We start from the raw sequence: 775 nt of genomic DNA, 5'->3' as shown, positions 1-775 counted from the left end.
TGGTTGGCCGGTCAGGCGACCGCGCAGGCCGATGAGGCCCCCTCGCTGGGTTCCGCGCTGGCCGGGGTGACGGCACCGGTCGCTGACCTGGTGACGACGGTGACGGCGCCGGTGGCGCCGGTGGTGGCCCAGGTGGCTGCCCCGGTGGCTCCGGTGGTCGCTCAGGTCGCCGCCCCGGTCGCGCCCACCGTCGCGCAGGTCGCTGCTCCGGTGGTCGCGCAGGTCGCGGCGCCGGTGGCGCAGGTGGCTGCCCCGGTGGCGCAGCTCGCAGCACCCGTCGTGACCCCGGTCGTGCAGGTCGCGGCGCCGGTGGTCGAGGCGGCCGCGCCCGTGCTGGTCCCGGTGACCGGGCTCGTGGCGCCGGTCGCGGAGGCTCTCGCCCCGATCGCCGGCGCGGCTGCTCCCGTGGTCGACCTGCTGGCGCCGGTGACCGGTGCGCTGGCGCCGATCGTGTCGTCGCTGTCGCCGGTGACCGGGGCCTTGGTCCCGGCCGTCGAGCCGGTCGTCGGTCCGCTGACCCCCGCTCTCGGGCCGCTGGCCCCGGTGGCCGGTCCGGTCCTCGCGACGCCGGCTCGGGTCCTGGCCGCGGGTCCCGGCACCGCGGCCCCCACCGCCGCGGATGGCCCGACACTGACGGCTGGGTCCCGGGTCTCCCCCGTGTCCGGCGTGACGTCTGCCGGTCCTGCCGGCTCCGTGACCGCTGCGGCCGCCGTGCCGAACGGTGCGGTCCCCGCCCCGTCGACTCCGGCCCCCGCCGCCCCGGTCTCCCCGCTGC

The 775-nt window shown here is 79.4% G+C and carries 1 pseudogene; it reads left to right on the top strand.

Annotated features, from left to right (window positions below):
* Positions 1–775: pseudogene (locus AC0IVP_RS21815) on the top strand (hypothetical protein); the annotation flags it as partial.

Source organism: Klenkia sp. AC732 (assembly GCF_979256525.1).
This window is presented reverse-complemented; position numbering and strand designations above follow the sequence as displayed.